The sequence below is a fragment of the Micromonospora sp. NPDC002389 genome (assembly GCF_040296095.1).
In the GTDB taxonomy this organism is placed as follows: domain Bacteria; phylum Actinomycetota; class Actinomycetes; order Mycobacteriales; family Micromonosporaceae; genus Micromonospora.
This window is the reverse complement of sequence record NZ_JBEOWP010000003.1, coordinates 223,479-240,077: the sequence shown is the minus strand read 5'-3', so window position 1 is coordinate 240,077 and position 16,599 is coordinate 223,479. Positions and strand designations below refer to the sequence as shown.

Sequence of the window (16,599 nt, the reverse complement as noted above, 5' to 3'; positions counted from 1 at the left end):
GGTCCGGGGCACCAGCAGGCCAGCGGGAGGCGAGCCGATGTCCGACCATGTCGACGTGCTCATCGTGGGCGCCGGGCTCTCCGGCATCGGCGCCGCCTGCCACCTGCGCCGTCGCTGTCCGGACAAGACGTACGCCGTGCTGGAGGCCCGCGACGACCTCGGCGGCACCTGGGACCTGTTTCGTTACCCCGGGGTGCGCTCGGACTCCGACATGTTCACCCTCGGCTACTCCTTCGCGCCGTGGACCGCCCCGACGGCGATCGCCGAGGGCCGCACCATCCTCGACTACCTGCGGCGCACCGCTGACGCATACGACGTGACCCGGCACATCCGCTTCCGGCACCGGGTCGTCCGCGCCGAGTGGGACAGCGAGCATGCTCGCTGGACGGTGCACGTGCAGCGCGCCGACACCGCCGACACCACGGTGCTCACCTGCGACTTCCTGTACGCCTGCACCGGCTACTACCGCTACGACGCCGGACACGCCCCGCACTTCCCGGGGCAGGAGCGGTTCGCCGGGCGGATCGTGCACCCGCAGCACTGGCCGGCCGACCTCGACCACTCGGGTCGTACCGTGGTGGTGATCGGCAGCGGCGCCACCGCCGTCACGCTGGTCCCGGCGCTGGCGCGGCGGGCCGCCCACGTGACCATGCTGCAACGGTCCCCGACGTACGTGCTGGCGCTGCCCGCCCGCGACGCGTTCGCCGACACGCTGCGACGACGCCTGCCCGCCCGCCTGGCGTACCCGCTGATCCGGTCGAAGAACGTGCTGGCCACCGCCGCCACCTACCAGCTCAGCCGGCGTGCGCCCGGGCTGGTCCGCGCGCTGCTGCGGCGGGCCGTGACCCGACGGCTGCCGGCCGGGTACGACGTCGACCGCCACTTCACACCCCGCTACGACCCGTGGGACCAGCGGCTCTGCGTGGTGCCCGACGGGGACCTGTTCGACGCCCTGTCCGCCGGGCGGGCCAGCGTGGTGACCGACACCGTCGAGACGTTCACCGCGCACGGCGTCCGGCTCACCGGCGGCGCGGAACTGGCGGCCGACGTGGTGGTCACCGCCACCGGGCTCGACCTGCTCGCGCTCGGCGGCATGACGCTGCGGGTCGACGGCGCCGACGTGGACCTGCCGGCCACCGTCGCCTACAAGGGCATGATGCTCTCCGGCGTGCCGAACTTCGCCATGACGCTCGGCTACACCAACGCCTCCTGGACGCTCAAGTCCGACCTGGTCGCCGAGTACGTGTGCCGGCTGCTGCGCCACCTGGACCGCACCGGGAGCCGGGTGGTCACCCCGCTCGCCCCGCCCGATGGGCGGCGGGCGCCGCTGATCGACCTGACCTCCGGGTACGTCCGCCGTAGCCTGGCGCACCTGCCGTCGCAGGGGCACCGCCCACCCTGGCGGCTGCACCAGAACTATCCGCGTGACCTGCTGATGCTGCGCTACGGGCGGGTCACCGACGCCGGGGTCCGCTTCGACGCGGCGGGCGCGCCACGGGGGAGTGCCGTCGATGCGTAGGTTCGACTTCACCGACGGCACCGCCGTGGTGACCGGCGCGGCCGGTGGCATCGGGGCGGCGCTGGCCCACGGCCTGGCCCGGCGCGGCGCGGCACTGGTCCTGCTGGACCGCGACGCCGCCGGGCTCGACGCGGTGGCCGACGCCGTCCGCGCCGCACACCCCGGACGGGCGGTCGACACGTACGTGGTGGACCTGGCCGACGCGGCGGCCACCGGGGTGGTCGCCGGACAGGTCCGGGACCGGCATCCGGCGATCCGACTGCTGGTCAACAACGCCGGGGTGGCGCTCGGCGGGCGCTTCGACGAGGTGACCTTCGACGAGTTCAGCTGGGTGATGGAGGTCAACTTCCGGGCCGTGGCGCAGCTGACCCACGCCCTGCTGCCGGCGCTGAAGGCCGCGCCCGGGGCGCACCTGGTCACCGTCTCCAGTCTCTTCGGCCTGATCGCCCCGCCCGGGCAGGTCGCCTACGCGGCCAGCAAGTTCGCCGTGCGCGGCTTCACCGAGGCGCTGCGCCACGAACTCGCCGCCGATGGCATCGGCGTGACCTGCGTGCACCCCGGTGGCATCCGCACCCGCATCGCCCGCGACGCCCGGGTGGGCAGCGGCGTCGACCGGGCCGAGTACGAGGTGGGTCGGCAGCGGTTCGAGCGACTGCTCACCATCGCCCCGCAGACCGCCGCCGAGGCGGTGTTGCGTGGCGTGGCCCGCCGCCGGGGTCGGGTCCTGATCGGCTGGTCGGCCCGGCTGCCGGACCTGATGGCCCGGGTCGCGCCGGTCGGTCACGGCCGCCTGCTGACCGCCCTCAAAAACCGCAGCCGGGTACGCCGCCCGCACTAGCCTGGCCACCGGGTCATCGGGACCGGGGCGGCTCAGCCACACCACAGGTGCGTCGCGTGCCGACACGGGGCGCGAAGCCCGCACCGGTCACCCCGATCGCATCGACGCCCATGGTCGGACAGATGATAGATACATGACGCATCCCTCGGTGGTCGGCCGCACCGCCGCGCCGTCCGCCGCCGAACGGGCCTACCGCCACCTGAAACGCGCCATCCTGGAGCAGTTGCACCCCGGCGGTGCCCTGGTCAGCGAGGGCGAGATCGCCGAGGCGACCGGCGTGTCCCGGACCCCGGTCCGGGAGGCGCTGCTGCGCCTGGAGACCGAAGGGCTGGTCCGCCTCTATCCCAAGCGGGGCGCGTTGATCCTGCCGGTGTCCGCCCGCGAGATCGCCGACGTGGTGGAGGCCCGTCGACTGGTCGAGGTGCACGCCGCCGAGCGGATCTGGCCCCGACGCGCCGAGATCCGTGACCGGTTGGCCGAACGGCTCGCCGAGATGCGCGTCGCGCACGCCGCCGGTGACCTGACCGCCCTGATGGCCGCCGACCGGGCGTTCCACGCCACCGTGGTCGACGCCGCCGGCAACGAGATCCTCGCCGAGCTGTACCAACGGCTGCGGGACCGGCAGGTCCGCATGGGCGAGGCGAGCTTCCGGCTCTCGCCCCGCTGGGCCGAGGCGGCCCTGACCGAGCACGCCGCACAACTCGCCGCCCTCGACGGCGACGACCCGCAGGCGTGGGTGGCCGCCGTGGCCGCGCACATCGACACCTCCGCACGCGTGTTCCTGGGTCCCCGGTGATGGCGCCGCACACCGGTACCTCCTCGTGAGCGCGTCCAGCGTCGGGCCGGCCCCACTGCCGGCGCCCCCCGGACGGGCCGTGCTGGTCTGGGCGGTGGCGCTCAGCGCGTACATCGCGTCGATCTTCCACCGCACCTCCCTCGGCGTGACCGGGGTGGAGGCGGCGCAACGCTTCGACATCAGCGCCGCCACCCTGGCCACCCTCACCGTCGCCCAACTCGCCGTGTACGCGGTGATGCAGGTGCCGGTCGGGATGCTCCTCGACCGGTACGGCTCGCGCCGGCTCCTGATCACCGGCGGCGTCCTGATGGTCGCCGGTCAGCTCGCCTTCGCCCTGGTCACCGACGTACGCCTGGCCGTGGCGGCCCGCGTCCTGATCGGTCTCGGCGACGCGATGAGCTTCATCAGCGTGCTGCGCCTGATCGCGTTCTGGTTCCCGGGCCGCCGCAACCCGCTGCTGGTCCAGTTGACCGGGACGCTCGGCCAGCTCGGCGCGGTCCTCGCCGCCGTACCGCTGGTGACGCTGCTGCACCACACCGGCTGGACCACCGCCTTCCTCACCGCCGCCGGCGGCGGCGCGGCCGTGCTGCTGGTGACGGTCGCCGCCGTCCGGGACACCCCGCACCGGCCCGCCGTACCCACCCCCGCCTCCGGCGGTGGGCGGCTCGCCGCCGCCTGGGCGCACCCGGGCACCCGGCTCGGGCTCTGGACCCACTTCGTCACCCAGTTCTCCGGCACCGTCTTCGCCCTGCTCTGGGGCTTCCCGTTCCTGGTGCAGGGGCAGGGCCTCAGCCCGACCGCCGCCGCCTCCCTGCTCACCGTCCTGACGTTGGGCATGCTGCTGACCGCGCCGCTGGTCGCGCATCTGTGCGCCCGCCACCCGCAGCACCGCTCGGTGCTGGTCTTCACCGTCGTCGGCGTCACCGCCACCGTCTGGACGGTGCTGCTCGCCTGGCCGGGCCGGGCACCCGGCTGGCTGCTCGTCACGCTGGTGCTGGTGCTGGCCCTCAGCGGCCCCGGCTCGATGATCGGCCTCGACTACGCCCGGACCTTCAACCCGGTCAGCCGCCTCGGCAGCGCCGCCGGGATCGTCAACGTCGGCGGCTTCGTCGCCTCGATCACGCTGGTGCTCACCGTCGGGGTGGTGTTGGACCTGGTCACCCCGGCGGGCCAGGCCGCCCCCGACCTGACCGCGTACCGCTGGGCCTTCTCGGCGCAGTACGTGCTCTGGGCGCTCGGCGTGGTGCAGGTGCTGCGCTGGCGCAACGCCGCCCGCCGCGACCAGGGCGGGCACCGACCGGCGGCGACCCGCGCCGAAGCTGTGCCCAGCCGCCCGCCCGCAGGTAGGTTCGCCAGCGGGAGTGACCGCGCGCGTCGCCGCCCCACCGGCGACGTCGCGGCGCAACGGCGGCGGCGCTTCGCGTCGGTGCGGACGAGGAGGAGAGCGTGAGCCAGCAGGTCAAGGGAGTCATCTCGCGGAGCAAGGGCGCGCCCGTCGAGGTCACCGACATCGTCGTACCCGACCCGGGGCCCGGCGAGGCGGTGGTACGCGTGCAGTCCTGCGGGGTCTGCCACACCGACCTGCACTACCGCGAGGGCGGCATCAACGACGACTACCCGTTCCTGCTCGGCCACGAGGCGGCGGGCATCGTCGAACAGGTCGGTGCCGGAGTCGACGCGGTCGCGCCGGGCGATTTCGTGATCCTCAACTGGCGGGCCGTCTGCGGCGTGTGCCGGGCCTGCCGACGGGGTCGCCCCTGGTACTGCTTCGCCACCCACAACGCCGCCCAGAAGATGACCCTGGTCGACGGCACCGAACTCGCCCCGGCCCTGGGCATCGGCGCGTTCGCGGAGAAGACGCTGGTGCACGCCGGCCAGTGCACCAAGGTGGACCAGGCGGCCCGCCCGGCCGCCGTCGGGCTGCTCGGCTGCGGCGTGATGGCCGGTCTCGGCGCGGCCATGAACACCGGCAACGTGACCCGGGGCGACTCGGTGGCCGTGATCGGCTGCGGTGGCGTCGGGGACGCGGCGGTCGCCGGTGCCGCCCTGGCCGGCGCGACGACGATCATCGCGGTGGACACCGACTCCCGCAAGCTCGACTGGGCCCGCCGCTTCGGCGCCACCCACACCGTCAACGCCTCCGAGTCCGACCCGGTGGCCGAGATCCAGGCCGCCACCGGCGGCTTCGGCGCCGACGTAGTGATCGACGCCGTCGGTGGTCCGGAGACCTGGAAGCAGGCCTTCTACGCCCGCGACCTGGCCGGCACCGTCGTGCTGGTCGGCGTACCCACCCCCGACATGCGGATCGAGCTGCCCCTGCTGGACGTCTTCGGCCGGGGCGGTGCGCTGAAGTCGAGCTGGTACGGCGACTGCCTACCCAGCCGCGACTTCCCGATGCTGACCGAGCTCTATCTCCAGGGCCGCCTCGACCTGGACGCCTTCGTCACCGAGGAGATCCCGCTCGACGGCGTCGAGGAGGCGTTCGCCCGGATGCACCGCGGCGACGTCCTTCGCTCGGTGGTGGTCTTCTGATGGCCGCCCGGATCGACCACACCGTCACCTCCGGCACCTTCTCCCTGGACGGACAGACCTTCCACGTCGACAACAACGTCTGGGTGATCGGCGACGACACCGAATGCGTCGTCGTCGACGCCCCGCACGACGTGGACGCGATCCTCGCCGTGGTCGCCGGACGCCGGGTCACCGCGATCATCGCCACCCACGCCCACGACGACCACGTCCGCGTCGCCCCGGAGCTGTCCCGCGTCACCGGCGCGCCCGTGCTGCTGCACCCCGCCGACCGGGTGCTCTGGGACATGGTGCACCCCGACGAGGCACCCGGCGGCCCGCTCGCCGACGGCGAGGCGATCACGGTGGCCGGCACCACGCTGACCGTGCTGCACACTCCCGGGCACAGCCCCGGCGCCTGCTGCCTGTACGCCGCCGACCTCGACGTGGTGTTCACCGGCGACACCCTGTTCGCCGGCGGACCGGGCGCCACCGGCCGCTCGTACAGCGACTTCGGCACCATCGTCGACTCGATCCGGGACCGGCTGCTCACGCTGCCGCCACAGACCGTGGTGCACACCGGCCACGGCGACAGCACCACCATCGGCGCGGAGGCCCCCCAGCTATCCGAGTGGCTGGCCCGGGGCCACTGACCTGACGGCCGCAGGGGTGTCCTCGCCGCCCCTGCGGCCGGGTACGAGTTGGCGTCGGCCCGTCGGCCTGGCCACACTCGGCGGATGTCCGTCCCGCGAGCCGCGCTGACCGCCGCCCAGAGTGCGGCGCTGCGCCACGTCCGGCAGGTGGCGTTGGGCGACCGTCCCGCCGCGTTGGCCCGGATCGGTCGGGCGCTGGCCGGCAGCGGCGTCCGGCACGATCCGGAACGCCTGGTGTCCGCGTTCGGCCGGGCCGGGCGCGTGACGCTCAACTTCCACCCCGACCGACTGCTCGCCGACGGGCGGACGGTGGCCGAGGCGCTCGCCACCGAGGGCGTCTACCGCAGCCAGTTCGAGACGGGCATCTCCAACGGCGGGCTCAGCGCGTACCCGGGCGGCGACCGGGACCGGTGGGAACGGCGACTGTTCGGCGGCGCGTACCAGCGACCGGGTGTGCGCCCGGCGGACCGCCCGAAGTACGGCGGCCTGAACCTGCTCGACCACCCGGACGGCGCGTGCCCGCGCTTCGGCTCGTGTCACCTGCGGCTGCGCCCCGAGGTGCTGACCCGCACCACGTTCTGTCTCGGCGACAGCCACCTCGGCCCACGGGACGTCGGCACCGTCGACGTGGTCGAACCGGTGCTGGCGGCGCTGCTCACGGCGACCGTCGACACCGGCAGCACGTTGGGGCGGCCGGGCACGGACGTGCTGACCCTGGTCGAGGAGTTGCTGCGCCGCCGCGGGGAGGCCGACACCGTGTCCCGCAGCGCCGGCCGTGCGCTGGACGACTACGTCGAGGCGCAGGTGCACGGGCCGGTCACGCTGGCCCGGGACGTACGCGAACTGGTGGTCGACCCCTCGTTCCGGGGCACCGCGACCGGCGTCACCCTCGCGTCCGCCGCCGAGCGGTACGGCTTCCCGCTGCGCTGGCACGCCGGGTTCGCCCTGCCGGTGGACCGGGTCGACGCCGAGTTCCGGGGGCCGGCCATCCCGCCGCTGGCAGCCCGGGTGCACGCCGAGTTCGCCGGGTCGGGGGAGCCGGTGCACGCCGCGCTGATCGGTCGGGCCGCCGCCTCGGTGGTCACCGACCCCGGCCGTTGGGCCGATCGCGGGTCCACGGCCGAGACGCTGCAACACCTCAAGCAGATCTGGCACGTCCTGGTCCGCTTCGGCACCCCGTACGAGGTCTGAGTCTTCTGTTCGGTTCTGGCACCGGAGATCCGGGTCTCGCGCGTGACCCGGGTCACGCCGTCGGGCATCTCGGGCATGCCCGGAATGACCGACACGTCGGGTGGGTTGTGTTCCCCATAGCGCCGGCATCCACACCCCGACCGGCGGCAGTTCCCCCGAGAGCGGCTCACCCCGAGCGGCTCGTACGATCGAAAGGGCAACCATCGTGAAGCTGGACTTCACTCGATGGCTCCCGGCCATCGCGACGAACCCGAACCGGAAGACCACTCTGAGCGTGGTGGGCGTGACCGCCCTCGCCGGGCTGGCCCTCGGCCCCACCGCCGTGGCCGCGCCGATCACCGCCGGCCCGCACCAGGGCGCCGTGGCCGCCATCGACAAGGCCACCGGACGCAACTCCAGCGGCGTCACCGTCGAGTCCGGCCTGACCACCGGCGGCAGCACCGACAAGCCCCGAGCCGGCAAGCCCAGCCGCGACGACCTGATCCCGCACGGGGTGCAGGGCGCCCAGTCGCGGGTTCCCCTCGACAACGCCCAGCGCCAGAACGCCAAGACCATCATCGAGGTCGCCAAGGAGACCGGCGTCGGCGAGCGGGGCGCGGTCATCGGCATCGCCACCGCACTTCAGGAGTCGAAGCTCTACAACCTCGGCCACCTGGGCGCGTACAACGACCACGACTCCCAGGGCCTGTTCCAGCAGCGCCCGTCCACCGGCTGGGGCAGCGTGGACCAGATCACCGACCCCGAGTACTCCTCGACGGTGTTCTTCGAGGCCCTCAAGAACGTCGGCGGCTGGCAGGATCTGCCGCTGACCACGGCCGCGCAGACGGTGCAGGTGTCGGCGTACCCGTTCCACTACGCGCAGTGGGAGGAGCAGTCGGCGGACATCGTCACCCAGCTCTGGTGACACCCTCCGACACACCGGCCGGCCCCACCAAGGGGCCGGCCGTCCCATCCCCACCCCGCGCCCGTCCCCGCGATCGCCCCCGTCCCCGCGATCGCCCCCGTCCCCGCGATCGCCTCGTTGATCAAGAAGTTTGAGTCGGGATGTCTGTCGTGTCCGCACTAAAACCTCTTGGTCAACCGGGAGGTCGGCGGGGCGAGGCAGATCGAGCCGCTACCCGGGAAGCTGAGGGCAGGTCCGTCCCGGACGTGGCCGGATGTCCGGTTCTCGGGTTCGGGTGGGCGGGTGCGCGGCGGAATCGGGGTGGGGTCGGTGGCGTTGTAACCGGTGGCTGGCCGAGCAGGACCTCACCCCGCTGGCGGGTGGTGGGCGGATGCCGGAATGACCTGGCCCGGTCGGTCGTTATACCTGGTCCCGAGGCCGCGAGGGCTCGTGGTTGGTCCCGGGAATGATGTGGCCGGGTCGGTGGTTGTGATCCCGACGCCGCAAGGATCTCCCGGATATCCCTCAGGGCCTTCCGGATATCCCTCCCCCGGGGAATGGTCCGGCCCGGCAGGTGGTTGTGCATCGACCCGGCGCCGTAAGCCTGGTCCGGTGAATCCCCTCGGATCTGGTGCGTCGGTTCCCCTCTTCTTCTTAGCGCCTGACGGCGTTCGCGTCACCCCTTCCCCCGGTGGGTGGCGTCTACCCCCGAATGGAGCTTGTGATGAACTCGAAGCTGCTGCGTAAGAGTGTTCTGGGTGTTGCTGGTCTGGCGTTTGCTGGTGGTGTGTTCGCCGGCCCGATCGGTCAGGCTGACGCCGTCCCCGTCGCCACCTCGCCCGTTGCGGTGCAGGCGGACAAGCCGGACACGGGCAAGTTGATTCCGCATGGTGTGCAGGGCGCCCAGTCCCGCATCGATCTGGACGACGAGCAGGTCGCCAACGCGAAGGCCATCATCGCGGCGACGAAGAAGGCCGGTATGGATGAGCGTGCCGCGGTGATCGCGATCGGTACGGCGTTTCAGGAGTCGAAGTTGGAGAACCTGGGTCATCTGGGTGACCGCAACGATCACGACTCGCAGGGTCTGTTCCAGCAGCGTCCGTCCAGTGGTTGGGGCACGGTGGAGCAGATCACCGACCCCGAGTACTCCACCCTCGCCTTCTTGAAGGGTTTGAAGCAGGTGGACGGTTGGCAGGACATGCCGCTGACCGTGGCCGCCCAGACGGTGCAGGTGTCGGCGTTCCCCGACCACTACGCGCAGTGGGAGCAGCAGGCCGCTGACCTGGTCGCCGAGCACTGGAACAGCTGACCGCAGACTTTCCTCGAATCAGGGGGAGCAACAACGCCGCTGGCCGGTACCCGCAACCCGGGGTGCCGGCCGGCGGCGTCTGCGTCTGCGGTGGCGGAGATGTTAGGAGGGGTCCCTTCCTATGCACCAGGCGTTAGCAGGGGACCCCTCCTTACACCCCACCCCGACGGCGGTGGTGGCGGGCGATGTCGACGAGGGCTACGACCAGCGCCAGGGCGATGATGCCGGCGGACACCAGCAGGGACCGCTCGAAGGCTTTCGACCAAGCGTCGTTCCCGCTGGCCACGACCGAGAAGAAGACCGCGCCGACGGCGGCGATCCCGGCCGCCGAACCGATGCGCTGACCGGTCTGGAGCATGCCCGCGCCGCTGCCCGCCTGCGGGACCGGCACCTGTGACAGGGTCAGCGTCTGGTTGGGGGCGATCACCAGGCCGCTGCCCAGCCCTGCCAGCAGCAGCGGCGCCGCGGTCACCCAGGGCACGGGCGCGTGCGGCGCCAGCTGGATGGCGAGCGCGACCAGACCGAGCCCGACCACCACGGCGAGCAGCCCGACGGCGACCAGCGGTCGACCGAAGCGGTTGACGATCCGCCCGCCGACGGCCGAGGCGACGGCCGACCCGAGGGCGAACGGGGTGATCGCCAGACCGGCGACCAGTGCGCTGTAACCGCGTCCGTTCTGCAGGTACAGCGTGAAGATGAAGAAGATCGCGGTGAAGCCACCGAAGTAGATCAACGCGATCAGCGAACCCAGCGCGTACGACTGGCGGGTGAACAGGCGTACGTCGAACAGGGGTGGGCCCTGGCGTGCGTACCGCCGCTCCCAGAGTGCGAAACCGACCAGGGTGACCAGGCCGGCGGGGAGCAGCAGCCACTTGGCCGGGCCGTGCCACTGTTCCCGCTGCACCAGCGGCAGCAGCACCAGGGTCACGCCGACGCCGAGCAGCACCACGCCGACCGGGTCGGGGCGACGGCGTACCACCTGGCCGATCGGGTGGCGGGGCAGCAGCCGCCAGCCGAGGATCACCGCGACGATGCCGACCGGCACGTTGACGAAGAAGACCCACCGCCAGCCGTGTTCGGGGCCACCGGCGGCGATCAGCAGGCCGCCGAGCAGCGGTCCGATTGCGGTGGAGATGCCGATGGTGGCGCCGAGCAGCCCGAACGGTCGGGCTCGTTCCGGCCCCTGGAACAGTTGCTGGATGAGGCCGGTCACCTGCGGGTTCACCAGACCGGCGGCGGCGCCCTGGAGCAGTCGGGCGGCGACCAGCCAGCCGGGTGACTGGGCGAGTCCGGCGAGGGCGCTGGTCACGGTGAACAGGGCGATGCCGAACACGAAGGCGTTGCGCCGGCCGTGCACGTCACCGAACCGGCCGGCCGGCACCAGCACCAGACCGAAGGTCAACGCGTACCCGGATAGCACCCACTGCAGGTCGCTCGGCCCGGCGTTCAGGGCCCGGTCCAGCGACGGGATGGCCACGTTGACGATGCTGATGTCGAGCAGCGTCATGAACGCCGCGACCAGCCCGACGCCGAGGGCCTGCCAGCGTCGCCGGTCGTCGTACGTGTCGGGGCCGGTGGAACTCATCGTCCCCCTGTCCCGATCGGCGTCGTCCGGCGCGGCCCCGGTGCGGGACCCACGACGTCAGGTGAGCTGCTGGGCGCAGAAGCGTGGGCCGAAGTCGAGCCCGGCCATCGGCGAGTCCTCCCGGTGCAACAGGTTCTTCTCGGTGAGCAGGTGCAGCGGGGTCTGCAACTCCTCCTCGGTGAGGCCGCACTCCTGGGCGATCAGGTCGGGGTAGGGGACCTGTCCGCGTACCTCCAGGGCCGCCACCGCGTCGTACACCCGAGCCTCGACGTCCGACAGCTGGACCTGCTGCATGGCTTCCTCCTAGGGCTCCACCGCCGGTCACGGGCGGTCTGCGTCGGGCGCTTACCCGGCGCGGCGACGAAGATGCACCCCGGACGGGGGTGGCGCGCCGCCCCCCACACGGCGTCGCGGCTGACCTAGGCTGCTGCGGTGACCGTCTGGGAACTCGTGGTGATCGGCGGCGGTCCCGCCGGCCTCTCCGCCGCCTACACCGCCGCCCGGCGAGGGGTACGCACCCTGGTCCTCGAACGGGCCGCGCACCCCCGGTACAAGACGTGCGGCGGTGGCTTGACGGGTGTCTCGCTCGCCGCCGTGGCCGGTCGGATCGAGGTACCCGCCCACGACGTCGTCGACCGGGTCACCTTCACCCTGGACGGGCGACGCGCGCTCACCCGCCGGCACCGGGACGGTCCGCTGGTGAGCATGGTGCGCCGGGAGGAGTTCGACGACCGGTTGCGGGCCGCTGCGGTGGCGGTCGGCGCGGAGGTCCGCGAGCGGGTCGCGGTTCGCGCGCTCGATCAGACCCCCGAGGTGGTACGCCTGCGGCTGGCCGACGGCGACACGGTGCTGGCCCGGACCGTGGTCGGTGCCGACGGCTCTTCCGGGGTCAGCGGCCGGCACGTCGGGGTGCGGCACCGGCAGGTGGATCTCGGATTGGAGTTGGAGTTGCCGGTGCCGCCGGCGCAGCAGGATCAGTGGCGACACCGGGTACTGCTCGACTGGGGTCCGCTGCCCGGGTCGTACGGCTGGGTGTTCCCCAAGGGCGACCGGCTGACGGTGGGGGTGATCGCCGGTCGCGGCGAGGGGGACCGGACCCGTGAGTACCTACGCCGGTTCGTGGACCGGCTCGGCCTGGCCGGGATCCGTCCGGCGCACGACTCGGGGCACCTGACCCGTTGCCGGGCGGAGGACTCGCCGTTGCGGCGCGGGCGGGTGCTGGTCGCCGGGGACGCCGCCGGCCTGCTGGAACCCTGGACCCGGGAGGGGATCAGCTACGCCCTGCGCTCCGGCGAGCTGGCCGGTGACGCGGTCGTGGACGGGGATCTGGTCGGCTACGAACGGGCGGTGGCCCAGCGGCTGGTGCCGTCCATGCGGGCCGGGTACCGCCTGCTCGACGCGTTCGCCCGGCGGCCGGAGATCCTGCACGCGGCGATCGCGACGCCACCGGGCTGGCGCGCGTTCACCCGGTTCTGCTCCGGGCAGGCCGGTTTCGACGAGTTGGTCGCCCAGGCGCCGGTGCGGTTGGCCCTGGCGGTGGCCGCCCGGCTGCCCCGACCGCGTACCCCCGCCGCCCCTTGATCCCTTTTCTACCAGGATCCTAGGATGCCCTAGCGAGGGTGAGCGTCGCCGCACCGGAACAGTGCCTCGAGAAGCACGCCAGTCTCACGAGTGCCCAGCTGTTTCCGGCCACCGACGTCGGGTAGGGCGATCGATGAGGGCATCCGTCAGCGCACCGAGGAGACACCCGTGAGCCAGAACCAGCACACCCCGCAGGACCCGACCGAGCAGTACGGCCAGCAGTCGGGTCAGCCGAGCCAGCAGCAGTCGCCGCCGGGGCGGACCGACGAGATGGCGCCCGAGCCGGACCACGGCGAGAAGACGTACCGGGGCACCGGCAAGCTCGACGGCAAGAAGGCGGTGATCACCGGCGGTGACTCCGGCATCGGGCGGGCGGTGGCGATCGCCTACGCCCGCGAGGGCGCGGACGTGCTGATCTCGTACCTCGGCGAGGAGGAGGACGCCGACGCCCGGGAGACCGTACGGCTGATCGAGGCCGCCGGCCGCAGGGGGATCGCGATTCGCGGCGACATCGCCGATGAACGCAACTGCGAGACGCTGATCGAGCGGGCGGTCAGCGACCTCGGCGGCATCGACATCCTGGTCAACAACGCGGCCTACCAGATGGCCCAGGAGAAGGGCATCGCGGGCATCAGCACCGAGCAGTTCGACCGGGTCTTCAAGACCAACCTGTACGCGATGTTCTGGCTGTGCAAGGCGGCCCTGCCGCACATGGGCGACGGCGCGACGATCATCAACACCTCGTCGATCCAGGCGTTCGACCCGTCGCCGCAGCTGCTGGACTACGCCACTACCAAGGCGGCGATCGCGAACTTCACCAAGGCGCTCGCCGCCGACGTGGTGGACCGGGGTATCCGGGTGAACGCGGTCGCGCCGGGGCCGATCTGGACCCCGCTGATCCCGGCGACCATGCCGGAGGAGAAGGTCAAGCAGTTCGGCCAGGACACGCCGGTCGGCCGGCCCGGTCAGCCCGCCGAGTTGGCGCCCGCGTACGTCTTCTTCGCCTCGCAGGAGTCGAGCTTCATCACCGGCGAGATCCTCGGCGTCACGGGCGGCCGCTTCACCAAGTGAGGTGCAAGGAAGGGTCCCCTGCTAACGCCTCGTGCATAGCAGGGGACCCTTCCTAACACGAAACCCCGGCGCCGGAGGCGGCCATCGCCCGCTGGGCACGGCGCGGACGTCGGGTGAGTCAGCGGGGCCAGGCGGCCAGGTGTCGGCGGATCCGGTCGATGTCGGCCGGGCCGAGGCCATACCGGGCGAACCGCCCGTTCGGGATCCGGTCGAGGTAGCGCCCGGCCTCCCGTACGTCCTCGTCGTCGAGCGCCGGATCGAGTTGCCGGGCCAACCCCAGCAGCTCGTCCACGGAGCGATGCTCCAACGCGGAGGCGACGTCGATGTAGTCGCGTACCTCCCGCCGGTTGACCAGGGCGGCGGTCTTGTTGGCGATCAGGTCGCGGACGTCCATCACCGGCCCGAACTCCATCACCACCGGGCTACGGTGTCGGTCCAGCCGCGCCAGGCTGAGCCGGATCTGCCGGCCGTTCCGGGCGACCACGAAGTCCCGCATGTCCCGGTCGAAGCCCTCGAAGAGGCCGCCGAGGTCACTGTCCGGGTCCGCGTCGGCCACCTCGAACCCCGCTGCCTCCAGCGCCTCCCGCACCCCGGTCGCCGCTGCCGCCGCCGCGCCCTCCACGTCCGCGAACAGGTCGACGTCCTCGGTGGGGCGGGTGACCAGCCCGTACGCGGCCCACGCGACCCCGCCGCCGAGGACGAAGCGGTGTGGCCCGGCGACGTCCAGCGCCACCCGGGCCACCTCGCGGTAGAACTCGTGCGGGTGCGGTCGTCCGGTCACGCCGATCGGAGACCCCGGTGCCGGGTCTCCCAGGCCAGCCGTACGCCCCGTGGCAGGTTCAACTGTCGCCACACGCGCCGCAACGTCCAGCCGTCGACGAGACTGCGCAGGTCGTCGACGTTTGTGGTCTCCCGCAGGACGTTCTCGTACATCCAGAGCAACTGGTCGTGGTCGGCCAGGTCGAAGGCGCGGTCGGCGCACCACATCAGGCGGACCGGCAGCTCGACCACGCCCCGGGTGGGTCCGCGCAGCTCGGTCAACGTCCCGGTCACCAGGGTGGGTCGACCGGGCCGGGCCAGAAAGGCCACGCCGGACGTGGTGGGGGAGACCGCCTGCATGCTGTCAGGGTAACCCCAGCCGATCCCGTATCGAACCCACGAGCTTCACCCACCTGCCGGAACGCCCGCTCACCCGGCCCGCGCGACGCCCTAAAAAGGCAGGGGTACGGGTGCTCCGAGGCGGTACGGATGCCGTGGATGGGTATGCCTATCTCAGCCTCGGCGCGTCGAATGTCCGAATCTCGGGTACGCCTGGGCGGAATCGGGGTGGGGTCGGTGGCGTTGTAACCGGTGGCTGGCCGAGCAGGACCCCACGCTGGTGGGCGGATGCCGGAATGGCCTGGCTCGGTCGGTCGTTGTACCTGGTCGCGACGCCGTGAGGGCTCGTGGTTGGTCCCGGGAATGATGTGGCCGGGTCGGTGGTTGTGATCCCGACGCCGCAAGGGCCTCCCGGATACCCTCCCCCGGGGAATGGTCCGGCCCGGCAGGTGGTTGTGCATCGACCCGACGCCGCACGGCCCGCTGACCCCCTCGGATCTGGTGCGTCGGTTCCCCTCTTCTTCTTAGCGCCTGACGGCGTTCGCGTCGCCTGTCTGTCCCCCCTTGGGCTGGTGGCGTCTACCCCCGAATGGAGCTTGTGATGAACTCGAAGCTGCTGCGTAAGAGCGTTCTCGGTGTTGCTGGTCTCGCGTTCGCCGGTGGTGTGTTCGCCGGCCCGATTACGCAGGCCGACGCCACCCCCGTCGCGACCTCGGTGGTGGCGGTGCAGGCGGACAAGCCCGACACGGGCAAGTTGATTCCGCATGGTGTGCAGGGCGCCCAGTCCCGCATCGATCTGGACGACGAGCAGGTCGCCAACGCGAAGGCCATCATCGCCGCTACCAAGAAGGCCGGTATGGACGAGCGTGCCGCGGTGATCGCGATCGGTACCGCGTTTCAGGAGTCGAAGCTGGAGAACCTGGGCCACCTCGGTGACCGCAACGACCACGACTCGCAGGGCTTGTTCCAGCAGCGCCCGTCCTCGGGTTGGGGCACGGTCGAGCAGATCACCGACCCCGAGTACTCCACCCTCGCCTTCCTCAAGGGCCTGAAGCAGGTCGACGGTTGGCAGGACATGCCGCTGACCGTGGCCGCCCAGACGGTGCAGGTGTCGGCGTTCCCCGACCACTACGCGCAGTGGGAGCAGCAGGCCGCTGACCTGGTCGCCGCACACTGGAACAGCTAACCGCAGACTTTCCTCGAATCAGGGGAAGCAACAACGCCGCTGGCCGGCACCCGCAACCCGGGGTGCCGGCCGGCGGCGTCTGCGTCTGCTGTGGCGGAGATGTTAGGAGGGGTCCCTTCCTATACACCAGGCGATAGCAGGGGACCCCTCCTTACACAACAGCAGGGCGAGGGGTTGGAAAGGTGGGGGAGGGGGAACAAGAGTGGGCGTGGGTCGGTTGTACCGAGCGTCGGTGTGATCCAGTGTCCCCGGGCCTCACCTATATCGCCGTCGCGGAATACCGTTCGGCTGGAGCCGCGTCGCGCCACTCGCCGAGAGGCGACCTGCACACCGACACCCACCGTCGCCCCCGGCCCGATACGGGTCGGGGGCGACGTCCGT

Annotated in this window: 16 protein-coding genes; 12 read left to right on the top strand and 4 right to left on the bottom strand. The window is 72.1% G+C overall.

Annotated features, from left to right (window positions below; genetic code table 11):
• The first annotated feature begins 37 nt into the window (after positions 1 to 37).
• From ABT008_RS07280 to ABT008_RS07240, 9 genes are all read left to right on the top strand, one after another.
• On the top strand, positions 38 to 1,519 hold the full coding sequence (locus ABT008_RS07280; RefSeq protein ID WP_350694430.1) for a flavin-containing monooxygenase: 1,482 nt from the start codon (positions 38 to 40) through the stop codon (positions 1,517 to 1,519).
• Positions 1,512 to 2,357 carry an SDR family NAD(P)-dependent oxidoreductase gene (locus tag ABT008_RS07275; RefSeq protein ID WP_350694428.1) on the top strand — a complete coding sequence of 282 codons (846 nt, stop codon included), beginning with the start codon at positions 1,512 to 1,514 and terminating at the stop codon, positions 2,355 to 2,357. The genes ABT008_RS07280 and ABT008_RS07275 overlap by 8 nt, the downstream gene beginning before the upstream one ends.
• Positions 2,358 to 2,490: 133 nt before the next feature.
• The gene (locus tag ABT008_RS07270) at positions 2,491 to 3,153 is read left to right on the top strand and encodes a GntR family transcriptional regulator (protein WP_350694427.1); all 663 of its coding nucleotides are present in this window, start codon (positions 2,491 to 2,493) and stop codon (positions 3,151 to 3,153) included.
• A gap of 25 nt (positions 3,154 to 3,178) precedes the next feature.
• Positions 3,179 to 4,603, top strand: coding sequence for an MFS transporter (locus ABT008_RS07265; protein ID WP_350694426.1), 1,425 nt, complete (start codon positions 3,179 to 3,181; stop codon positions 4,601 to 4,603).
• Positions 4,600 to 5,685 carry an S-(hydroxymethyl)mycothiol dehydrogenase gene (locus ABT008_RS07260; RefSeq protein ID WP_350694424.1) on the top strand — a complete coding sequence of 362 codons (1,086 nt, stop codon included), beginning with the start codon at positions 4,600 to 4,602 and terminating at the stop codon, positions 5,683 to 5,685. The genes ABT008_RS07265 and ABT008_RS07260 overlap by 4 nt, the downstream gene beginning before the upstream one ends.
• Complete coding sequence (locus ABT008_RS07255; RefSeq protein ID WP_350694423.1) at positions 5,685 to 6,314, top strand: MBL fold metallo-hydrolase; 630 nt, start codon at positions 5,685 to 5,687, stop codon at positions 6,312 to 6,314. Before ABT008_RS07260 ends, ABT008_RS07255 begins: the two co-directional genes overlap by 1 nt.
• An 84-nt stretch (positions 6,315 to 6,398) precedes the next feature.
• Complete coding sequence (locus ABT008_RS07250; protein ID WP_350694422.1) at positions 6,399 to 7,505, top strand: DUF3626 domain-containing protein; 1,107 nt, start codon at positions 6,399 to 6,401, stop codon at positions 7,503 to 7,505.
• 205 nt (positions 7,506 to 7,710) lie between these two features.
• Positions 7,711 to 8,409 carry a hypothetical protein gene (locus ABT008_RS07245; RefSeq protein WP_350694420.1) on the top strand — a complete coding sequence of 233 codons (699 nt, stop codon included), beginning with the start codon at positions 7,711 to 7,713 and terminating at the stop codon, positions 8,407 to 8,409.
• A 703-nt stretch (positions 8,410 to 9,112) separates the two neighbouring features.
• Positions 9,113 to 9,697, top strand: a complete 585-nt coding sequence (locus ABT008_RS07240; RefSeq protein WP_350694419.1) for a hypothetical protein — start codon at positions 9,113 to 9,115, stop codon at positions 9,695 to 9,697.
• A gap of 151 nt (positions 9,698 to 9,848) precedes the next feature.
• Here the strand turns inward: ABT008_RS07240 and ABT008_RS07235 are convergent, their stop codons facing one another.
• Both ABT008_RS07235 and ABT008_RS07230 read right to left on the bottom strand, forming a co-directional pair.
• A complete protein-coding gene (locus ABT008_RS07235; protein ID WP_350694417.1) occupies positions 9,849 to 11,282 on the bottom strand; it encodes an MFS transporter in 1,434 nt (477 codons plus the stop codon).
• Positions 11,283 to 11,339: 57 nt separating this feature from the next.
• Positions 11,340 to 11,576 (bottom strand): hypothetical protein, encoded by a 237-nt coding sequence (locus tag ABT008_RS07230; protein WP_350694415.1) that lies wholly within the window; start codon positions 11,574 to 11,576, stop codon positions 11,340 to 11,342.
• Between the two features lie 138 nt (positions 11,577 to 11,714).
• On the opposite strand from ABT008_RS07230, the gene ABT008_RS07225 reads away from it, so the two are divergent.
• Positions 11,715 to 12,863, top strand: a complete 1,149-nt coding sequence (locus ABT008_RS07225) for a geranylgeranyl reductase family protein (RefSeq protein WP_350694413.1) — start codon at positions 11,715 to 11,717, stop codon at positions 12,861 to 12,863.
• A 168-nt stretch (positions 12,864 to 13,031) separates the two neighbouring features.
• Complete coding sequence (locus tag ABT008_RS07220; RefSeq protein WP_350694412.1) at positions 13,032 to 13,934, top strand: SDR family oxidoreductase; 903 nt, start codon at positions 13,032 to 13,034, stop codon at positions 13,932 to 13,934.
• 118 nt (positions 13,935 to 14,052) lie between these two features.
• On the opposite strand, the gene ABT008_RS07215 is transcribed toward ABT008_RS07220, so the two are convergent.
• Both ABT008_RS07215 and ABT008_RS07210 read right to left on the bottom strand, forming a co-directional pair.
• Complete coding sequence (locus ABT008_RS07215; protein WP_350694411.1) at positions 14,053 to 14,715, bottom strand: nucleotidyl transferase AbiEii/AbiGii toxin family protein; 663 nt, start codon at positions 14,713 to 14,715, stop codon at positions 14,053 to 14,055.
• Positions 14,712 to 15,053 carry a hypothetical protein gene (locus ABT008_RS07210; RefSeq protein ID WP_350694409.1) on the bottom strand — a complete coding sequence of 114 codons (342 nt, stop codon included), beginning with the start codon at positions 15,051 to 15,053 and terminating at the stop codon, positions 14,712 to 14,714. Before ABT008_RS07210 ends, ABT008_RS07215 begins: the two co-directional genes overlap by 4 nt.
• Before the next feature lie 580 nt (positions 15,054 to 15,633).
• On the opposite strand from ABT008_RS07210, the gene ABT008_RS07205 reads away from it, so the two are divergent.
• Entirely contained in the window at positions 15,634 to 16,218 is a 585-nt protein-coding gene (locus ABT008_RS07205) for a hypothetical protein (protein ID WP_350694407.1), read from the top strand.
• The last annotated feature ends 381 nt before the right edge of the window (positions 16,219 to 16,599 follow it).